At 71.6% G+C, this 9,396-nt stretch carries 6 protein-coding genes; 4 read left to right on the top strand and 2 right to left on the bottom strand.

The window, feature by feature from the left end:
• Together KGQ19_RS45305 and KGQ19_RS45300 are read right to left on the bottom strand one after the other, a co-directional pair.
• Positions 1-1,090 (bottom strand): leucine-rich repeat domain-containing protein (locus tag KGQ19_RS45305; protein WP_212021269.1); only part of this gene is annotated, 1,090 nt, incomplete at its 3' end.
• 236 nt (positions 1,091-1,326) lie between these two features.
• On the bottom strand, positions 1,327-1,704 hold the full coding sequence (locus KGQ19_RS45300) for a hypothetical protein (protein ID WP_212021267.1): 378 nt from the start codon (positions 1,702-1,704) through the stop codon (positions 1,327-1,329).
• 350 nt (positions 1,705-2,054) lie between these two features.
• Between KGQ19_RS45300 and KGQ19_RS45295 the strand changes: the two genes are divergently transcribed.
• The 4 genes from KGQ19_RS45295 (at position 2,055) to eccCa (ending at position 9,266) form a co-directional block, all read left to right on the top strand.
• A complete protein-coding gene (locus tag KGQ19_RS45295; protein ID WP_212021265.1) occupies positions 2,055-3,290 on the top strand; it encodes an acyl-CoA dehydrogenase family protein in 1,236 nt (411 codons plus the stop codon).
• Positions 3,291-3,297: 7 nt separating this feature from the next.
• Positions 3,298-4,113, top strand: a complete 816-nt coding sequence (locus tag KGQ19_RS45290) for an SDR family NAD(P)-dependent oxidoreductase (protein WP_212021263.1) — start codon at positions 3,298-3,300, stop codon at positions 4,111-4,113.
• Between the two features lie 211 nt (positions 4,114-4,324).
• Positions 4,325-5,137: a response regulator transcription factor gene (locus KGQ19_RS45285; RefSeq protein WP_212021261.1), complete on the top strand. Its 813-nt coding sequence runs from the start codon at positions 4,325-4,327 to the stop codon at positions 5,135-5,137.
• Between the two features lie 148 nt (positions 5,138-5,285).
• Positions 5,286-9,266: a type VII secretion protein EccCa gene (gene eccCa / locus KGQ19_RS45280; RefSeq protein ID WP_307856711.1), complete on the top strand. Its 3,981-nt coding sequence runs from the start codon at positions 5,286-5,288 to the stop codon at positions 9,264-9,266.
• The last annotated feature ends 130 nt before the right edge of the window (positions 9,267-9,396 follow it).

Here is a 9,396-nt window from a genome sequence, read left to right as displayed (position 1 = left end):
TTCTAAGAGACAGGCCGGGGAACGTGGGGCCGAGCTCGCCGATGGCGAGATCCCGGCTGCCGGTCTGGCCCGCCGTGACGCCGGTATGGGCGGCGGTCTTGCCGTTGCCGGCGGTCAGGAGGGTGATGCCGGTGACGACCAGTACCAAGGCGCCGCCGACGGCTATCAAGCGGTTCGCGGGCAGGGATGCAGGCCGGACCGTCGGCTTGGTGAAGGAGAGGGATTTGCCGGGACCGGCGGGTTTGCTGGGGCCAGCAGGCTTGCCGGGACCGGCGGGCCGGCCAGAGCCGGTAGCGCTGGTATCCGGTTCGGTGGGCGAGCCACCGGGTCCGGCCGCGGCCGCACCGGCGGCACCATCCGGACTCGGCGCAGCCGAAACCGGACCGCCGTCGCCTCCGTCACCGCCGCCACTGCCGTCACTGCCGTCACCACTGGAGTCCACCACCGCGTTCCCGAGCAGTCCGGCAAGCCCGACCTCGGCGCCAGCAGCCTTCGCCCGCCGACCCCGACGCCCGGAACGCCCACCACGGCCACCACGGCCAGAGGGCGCCACATCCTCGTCTTCCTCAGGCTCATTCAAGGCCCTGAGATACTCCAGTACCGCCGCGCTCCCCCGCCCGACAACGGCCGGCGGCGGCGAGATCAGATGCCGATTCCCCGACAACTCGAGATGTTCCAGCTTGCCCAGCCGAACAGCGAAGCCATCGGGAATCTCGATCAACTGGTTGTCGGCCACATCCAAACGGGTCAACGACCGCAGCTCCGCCAACGACCCCGGCAACGCCACCAACGCATTGCCGCGCAGCAACACGGTCTCCAGCGAAGTCAAAGCCCCGATCCACGACGGCAACTCCGCGAGCCGGTTGCCCGACAAATCCAATACCCGCAGGGTATTGAGACCGCCGAACCAATCCGGCAACCGCGCCAACCGGTTGTTCGACAGATCCAGCTCCCGCAGCAACGGCACCGTCGTCAGCGCGCGCGGCAGGCTCTCCAACCGCAGGCCGGCCAACGAAACACTCTGACCGCCGCTGCGGACCACCGCGTCAATGCGTCGCTGAGCGGTGGCTCCCCCTTCAACGGGTTCCATGTCCACTACCAACCTTCCACCGTCGGGTCAGAACGAGGCCGTCCACCATGGAAACCAGCGCGGCACGCCGTCGGCGACCGGCAACGGCCAGGAGTGGCCGAACGGCCATCGGCTGATGCCCGATGGACCCGAAGCGCGGCCATCGCGGGCTTCCCTCTGAACGATCCGTGCAGGGGCCGGGCCGAGCGCGCCCGCCGAATTTCGGCGGGCGCGCTTTTCGCCGGCGGGGACTGTGATTACCAGGTCTGGTACCACGGCGAGTCGGAGCTGCCCTCGGTCCCGATGCCGACGCCGGAGGCGTCGCCGTCGTACCAGACGGTGCCGAGGTAGCTCTGACTCCCGTCCCCGTTCACCTTGAGCACGTTGATCGGCTCCCAGGAGGAGCCGCCGACGTAGTTCCACCAGCAATCGCCCGGGTTGACGACCGTGCTCGACCAGCCGCCGCGGTCCGGGAACTGGATCACGGACGGGTAGTCGCCCTGGGCGCAGAGCTGGACGTAGTCGTTCTGGATGCTCGAGGCCGAGGCGGTGGCGGCGGACGTGACGCCGAGCGCCGCCGCGACGACCATCGGAACGGAGCCGAGCGTCAGGAGCCGTCGAGTCGTCTTGCGCATGGTGGGATCCTTTTCATTGATGGGGTTCGGACGTGACTTCTTCACATTGACAAGAAGTGTCGAGCCACGTCCATGACAGAGATCTGACGTTGCCCGGTAGTACTTGGAGAAGTGCCCGCTCGTGACTTTCCAAGTCTTCGCCGAGCCCGAGGAACAGAACATCGCGTGATACCGAAATCATTGCTCCGGAAAGAAGATGAATCTGTCGCTCTCCAGCATCTACGCGGACATTGCGGCAAGCGTTCACCGACATCGCGGTGTCGGTGGGGCGACGGGCCGTTCGGGCAGCCGCCGGTGGCCGATCGGGCAGGCGCAGAACGGCCGCCGGGGAGCCGACGTGATCACAGGGCATGGGACCGCAACGATGTGAGAGCACTGATACCGTCGGCCGAGTTCTCGACGAAGCCACTGATCCACCGGCGATCAGCGCCGCTGCCGCGATCGCCATCGCCCAGGCACTGGTGCCGCGCCTGAAGTCCGGCGCCGATCAGGCCGATCGTGATCGGCGCCTTCCGGCCCCGACCGTCGCCCTGCTCCGCGACGCCGGCCTGCTCCGGCTGGCCACCCCCGCGGGCTACGGCGGCCACGGCGCCGACGTCCGGACCGCCTTCGAAGTCTGCCGCGTGCTGGCCCAAGGCTGCGCCTCGGCTTCCTGGATCGCGGGGATCGCCTACGGCGGCGGCCGGTTCGTCTCGCAGTTCCCGGACACGGCTCGAGACCTGCTGTGGGGCGGCGGCGCCGACGCCTTCGCCTGCGGTTCGGCCAACCCTTCGGGAACGGTCACCAGGGCGGGCGGGCAGTGGCTCCTGGAGGGACGCTGGCCGTACGTCTCGGGGATCCACCACGCGTCCGGTGTGCTGCTCGGCATCAACCTGCCGGGCCGCTCCGGCCCGGCGGAACGCTGCTTGGCGCTGGTACGCCCCGACGAGATCACGGTGCAGGACACCTGGCACACCGCCGGAATGCGCGGCACCGGCAGTGACACGGTCGCCGCGAAGGCTCTGCCCGTCCCGCCGGACCGCTTGCTCCGGTTCAGTGAGATCACCAGTGGTACCGGCGCGCGCCGGCACCGCGGGGAGCCAAGGGTCCACTTCCCGGTGTCGATCAACCTCCCGCTGGTCGGCACCGTCATCGGCGCGGCGCAGGCGGTCCTCGCCGAGGTCGTGCTGGCTCTGGCCAACGGCAAGCGGAGCACCTCGCCGCTGCACGAGCGCGCCGCGGACCTGCCGGCGCACCAGCTGAACGTCGCCGACGCCGCTGTGGCGATCGACACCGCGAGGCTGCACGCGGTGCGGGCCGCCGACCAGATCGACGCCGCCGCGGTGACCGGCCGGGACCTGAGCCTTGAGACCCGGGCTCGGCTGCGACTGGACATGAGCCACGCCACGCGGACCGCTCGGCTGGCCACCGGCCTCCTGCTCAATGTCGCCGGGGCCGGCGCGTTCGGTGACGACACCTCGCTTCAGCGAGCATGGCGGGACATCGAGACCGCCTCCCGGCACGCCGCACTGAGCACTGAGATCAGTCGGGAAATCTACGGCCGGGTGCTCATCGGCCTCGACCTGCCCACCGCATCGGCGATCTGAAGGCGACGTGAGTACCTTGACCGACTCCCAGTCCACGCCCGAGTTCCAGTCCACGCCCGAGTGCACATCCAGCCCCCAGCCGGCCGAACCGAGGGTCGCCCTGATCACCGGGGCGGCTCGGGGCATCGGCGCCTCCATCGCAGCCGCGCTCCACGCAAGCGGTCACCGCGTCGCGCTCCTGGACCGTGACGGACCCGCGGCCGACGCCGTGGCGCGGGGACTCGATGCCGGCTCGGCCACCGCGATCTCGCTGAGCGCGGACGTGGACGACGGCGATCAGCTCGCCGCCGCGGTCGCCACGGTCGCGGCCCGGTGGCGCTCGCCTGACATCCTCGTCAACAACGCCGCACGTACCGTGACGACCTCGCTGTGGGACGTCACGCTGCGCGAGTGGGACGAGACCATGGCCACCAACCTCCGCAGTGTGCTGATCGCGTCGCGGCTGTGCGCGCCGGCGATGCGCGAGCGCCGTTGGGGCCGCATCGTCAACCTCGCTTCGTTGGCCGGCCAGCAGGGCAGCCGGGTGGCCGGACCGCACTACGCGGCCGCCAAGGCCGGCGTGCTGGTGCTGACGAAGATGTTCGCCCAGGATCTGGCCCCGTACGGGGTCACCGTCAACGCGGTCGCGCCCGCGGCGGTGGTGACGCCGGCGATGGACGGGGTCGATCCGGAATCCCTGCGAACCCTGGCCGACGCCGTGCCGGTCGGTCGACTCGGCCGGCCCGCCGAGGTCGCCGCGCTGGTGCGGCATCTGGTCGGTGACGACGCCGGATACATCACCGGGGCCACGTTCGACGTCAACGGCGGCTTGTTCATGCGCTGACCGTCGGGGTGAACGCGGTCGGGCCAGGAGCGCACCGCGGCTTGCGGGTTCGTTCGATTTTGCGCAAATGCCGGCACCGATCGGACACCCCCGGCTGCCCGATCGGCCCGTATCAGAACCCGAATTAGAACGATTGGGAACCCGACGGAGTAAATCGTTTCCGTAGACATTCTCAATCCAGACCCCGCTCCCGTCGACACAGGGACAGGTAATGCACGCAACCGATCAATCCTCCGCAAGACCCGGGCAGTCCTCGCCCGACGGCACCCACGCCGGCGCCCACCTCGGTGCCCGGCGGCACGGCACGGTGGAGGTCCCCGCCGCGCGAGCGCCCGCCGAGGCCGGCACATCGCCGGCCCGGGGCTTCGTGGGCGGCGGTACGACGGCGGTGAAGGCCACGCCGGTCAAGCTCGCGATCATCGCGGGGGACCCCGTGACGGGCCAGGGTGCCGTCGCCTATCTGCGCAACCGGCAGGAAGTCGATCTGGTGGCCGCCGAACACCAGCAGGAAGCCGAGGTCGTGCTGATCCTGGTGTCGAAGATCACCGAGGAGACGGTGGCGTGGATCCAGCACGCGGCGGCGACCGCCCAGGACGAGGTCCGGTTCGTCGTGGTCGGCGACGGCGTGCGGGAGAACCTGCTGCATCGGGTGCTGTCCTACGGCCTGGTCAGCGTCCTGCCTCGGCGCGACGCCGGCTTCGATCGCATTCTGCAGGCCGTGACGGCGGTCCGCGAGGACCGGCTGGAGATGCCGCAGGACGCGCTGGGGTGGCTGGTCAAACAGCTCCGTTCCATCGAGGCCGACGTCCTCGCGCCGAACGGGCTGACCCCCTCGGGCCTGGAGTCGCGCGAGATCGACGTCCTGCGGCTGCTGGCAGACGGCTGCGACACCGCTGAGATCGCCGAGCGTCTGAGCTATTCGGAGCGGACGGTCAAGAACATCATCTCCGGGATCCTGACGCGGCTGGGCCTGCGCAACCGCGCGCAGGCCGTCGCCTACGCGATCCGGCACGGTGCGCTGTGAGCACCCGCGGCGACCGGGTTTTCCCGTCCCAGTGCCGGCCCGGACACCCCGGTGTGTCCCGTCGGGCATCCTCCGGCGCCGCGGCCACCGGCCGCACCGCCGACAGAGCGTCGATCTTCACCGCGCACCGGGAGAAAGGGCGGCGGCCGTGGGCACCGTGATCGTGAAACGGGGACCGCGGGCCACCGCGCCCGAGACCCCGCAGGGGCAGGTCGAGCTGGCCGAACCGCCGGTGCTGGGCGAGCCCGCCACCCCGGACATGAGCTCGCTGGCCGGGATGCTGCCGATGGCCCTGGGCATGGGCACCATGACCCTGATGTTCTCGGTGTCCAGCAACTCCCCGCAGGCGTATCTGATGTCGGGGATGATGGGCGCCTCGATGGCCAGCATGAGCCTGGGCCAACTGAGCCGGTCCGGGGCCGACCGGCGGCGCCGGATGCGCGCCGAGCGCCGCGACTATCTGCGGTATCTGGCCCAGCAGCGCGGGGTCGCGCTGGAGGCGGCCGAGCAGCAGCGGATCGCGGTGGGCTGGGACCACCCGGGTCCGGCGGCGCTGTGGTCGCTGGCCGAGGGGCCGCGCCTGTGGGAACGCCGCGGCAGCCACGAGGACTTCGCCCGGGTGCGGATCGGGGTCGGGGAGCGGCCGGCGGATCTGGAGTTCGTGCCGCCGCAGACCAAGCCGGTGGAGGACCTGGAGCCGCTGTCGGCGATCTCGCTACGCCGGTTCACGCACCTGTTCCGCACGGTGCCGACAGTGCCGGTCGCGGTGGGTCTGCGCCGCTTCACCAGTGTGGAGTTCGCCGGCGACGCCGCGGCCGCGACCGCGCTGATCCGGTCGATGCTGGGCCAGCTGGCGGTCTTCCACTCCCCCGACGAACTGCGGATCGCGGTGCTGACCGACGAGCGCGGGCTGGCCGAGTGGGACTGGGTGAAGTGGCTGCCGCACAGCGCGCATCCCCGGCAGGAGGACGCCGCGGGGCGGGTGCGGCTGGTCGCCACCGACCATGACAGCCTGCTGACTCTGCTGGGGCCGGAGGTCACCGACCGCCCCGACCACGATCCGGCCGCCGTCCCGGGGGCGGCCGAGCCGTTCGTGGTGGTGCTCGCCTACCGGGAGCAGATCCCGGCCTCCTCGCGGCTGCTGGGCGCCGGCCTGCGGAACCTGGTGTTGTTCGACGCCACCGGCACCGTGCCGGGCGGGCCGAAGGTGCTGCGGCTGACGACCGACGACCACGAGGTCGTCTTCCCGCGCGGGCAGGCCGGCGCCACCGCCCGGATCGACCACCTGAGCCGGGGCGGGGCCGAGGCGCTGGCCCGGCTCGTCGCGCCGCGGCGCACCGGCGGCACCGTCGACCTGTCCGACAAGCCGCTGGAGACCGACTTCCAGCTGACCGCGCTGCTGGGCATCCGCGACCCGCGCCGGTTCGACGTGGCCGCCAAGTGGCGGCCCCGCTCCGCGCAGGCGGCCCGGCTGGCGGTGCCGATCGGGGTCACCGAGAACGGCGAGCTGGTGGAGATCGACCTGAAGGAGTCGGCACAGGGCGGCATGGGTCCGCACGGCCTGCTGATCGGCGCGACCGGCTCGGGCAAGAGCGAGCTGCTCAGGACCCTGATCATCGGTCTGGCCGCCACCCACTCCTCGGAGGTGTTGAACCTGGTCCTGGTGGACTTCAAGGGCGGCGCGACGTTCATGGGCATGGACAAGCTGCCGCACACCTCGGCGGTCATCACCAACCTGGCCGGCGAGCTGACCCTGGTGGACCGGATGCAGGACTCGATCAACGGCGAGGTGCTGCGCCGCCAGGAACTGCTCCGGGACAGCGGCCACGCCTCCCTGTTCGACTACGAGAAGGCCCGGCTGTCCGGGGCGCCGCTGGCCCCGCTGCCGACGCTGCTGGTGGTGGTGGACGAGTTCTCCGAACTGCTGGCCGCCAAGCCGGAGTTCGTGGAGCTGTTCGTCACCATCGGCCGGGTCGGCCGCAGCCTCGGGATCCATCTGCTGCTGGCTTCGCAGCGTCTTGACGAGGGCCGCATCCACAAGGTCGAGGGCCACCTGTCCTATCGCATAGCCCTGCGGACGTTCTCGGCGATCGAGTCGCGCAGTGTGATCGGCGTGTCCGGCGCGTACGAGCTCCCCTCCGCTCCGGGCAACGGCTATCTGAAGATCGACACCACCAACCTGGTCCGGTTCAAGGCCGCGTATGTGTCAGGGCCCTGCCCGGCCCAGCCGGAGGACGAGTCCGGACCGGCCCGGCCGGCGCCGGCCGTGGTGGCCTTCGACGCGCTGTCGGTACCGCCGCCGCCCACCGAGTCGGAGCCGGGACCGGCGGCCCGGAGCCCGCAGTCGGTCGCCGCCGGGCAGGGCTCCGGCTCCGACACCGCGCCGGAGTCCGAACAGAGCCTGCTCGAAGTGCTGATCGGCCGGCTCGCCGCGGCCGGCCCGCCGGCTCGGCAGATCTGGCTGCCGCCGCTCACCGACTCGCCGAGCCTGGACGAGTTGCTGCCCGGCATCGAACCGGACCCGGTGCGCGGGATGTTCGCGGCCGGATACGCCGGCCTGGACCGGCTGCGCGCCCCGATCGGTGTCATCGACCGGCCCTACGAGCAGTCCCGCGACCTGCTGGTCGCCGATCTGCGCGGCGCCGACGGGCACCTGGGCGTGGCCGGTGCGCCGCAGACCGGCAAGTCCACGCTGCTGCGTTCCCTGATGCTGTCCCTGGCGCTCACCAACACCCCGCGCGACGTCCAGTTCTACTGCCTGGACTTCGGCGGCGGCGCTCTGGCCTCGGTGTCCGCGCTGCCGCACGTCGGATCGATCGCCGGCCGCCTGGACCGGGACAAGGTGCTGCGGACCGTGGAGACCATGAATCAGATCATCGAGGTGCGCGAGACCCGGTTCGCCACGCTCGGGCTGGAGTCGATGGCCGCCTATCGGTCGGCGCGCGGGCGCGGGGAGTTCGAGGACCGGTTCGGCGACGTGTTCCTGGTCATCGACGGCTGGGCCACGCTGCGCCAGGACTACGAGGAGCTGGAGACGACCGTCGCGGAGATCGCCGCGCGGGGCCTGTCCTTCGGCGTCCATCTGATGGCCAGCGCGGTGCGCTGGTCGGAGATCCGGGCCCGGGTCCGGGACCTGCTGGGCTCGAAGCTGGAACTGCGTCTGGGCGACCCGATGGAGTCCGAGCTGGGGAGCCGGCAGGCTTCGGCGGTGCCGCGGCAGGCCGGCCGCGGCCTGGTGAAGACCGGGCACCACTTCCTGGTGGCGCTGCCCCGGCTGGACGGCCTGTCCGGCACCGAAGACCTCACCCAGGCCACGAAGAACGCCGCCGCCGAGATCGCCGCCTTCTGGCCCGGGGCGCCGGCGCCGGCGGTGGAACTGCTGCCGCACCGGCTCCCGATCGCCAAGCTGCCGATCTCGCCCGACGACGCCCGGATGTGCCTGGGCTGGGACGAGAAGCGGCTGGAGCCGGTGTGGCACGACTTCCGGCACACCCCGCACCTGCTGGTGTTCGGCGACGGCGAGACCGGCAAGACCAACGCGCTGCGGCTGCTGGCCCGGACGATCGCGGCCCGGCACACTCCGGACCAGGCGCGGATTCTGGTCGCCGACCCGGGGCGCGGACTGCACGACGTGGTACCGCCGGAATACCGGGTCGGATACGCCGTGGACAACGACGGACTGACCGAACTCGCCGGCGGCGCGTCGGTGTCGATGCGGCAGCGGCTGCCCGGGGCGGACATCGAACCGGAGCGGCTGGCCCTGCGGGACTGGTGGTCGGGCCCGGATCTGTACCTCCTGGTCGACGACTACGACCTGTTCGGCGGCGGCGTCGGCCCGACCGGGCCGGTCGGGCCGCTGGCCCCGCTCGTGCCGCTGCTGGCCAGCGGTGCGCACGTCGGGCTGCACGTGGTGGTGGCGCGCAGTACCTCCGGCGCGATGCGGGCGATGATGGACCCGCTGCTGCGGCGGATGTGGGAGCTGGGGACGCCGGCGCTGCTGCTGTCCTACCCGAAGGAAGAGGGCAAGTTCCTCGGCGAGGCCAAGCCGCGGACCCTGCCGCCGGGGCGCGCGCAGTTGGTGACGCGGCGCGATGTGCGGCTGATGCAGGTCGGGTTGGCCGACGAATGACACACGCCGACTCGCACCGCCCCCGGCGGCGCGCCGACGCGGGCCGCCGGCGTCCGGTGCGCGCCGACCGCACCGCCGACCGCACCGCCGATCGCGCCGACCTCACCGCCACCACCGCCACCACCGCCAC

Source organism: Catenulispora pinistramenti (assembly GCF_018274385.1).
Classification (GTDB): Bacteria; Actinomycetota; Actinomycetes; order Streptomycetales; family Catenulisporaceae; genus Catenulispora; species Catenulispora pinistramenti.
This window is presented reverse-complemented; position numbering and strand designations above follow the sequence as displayed.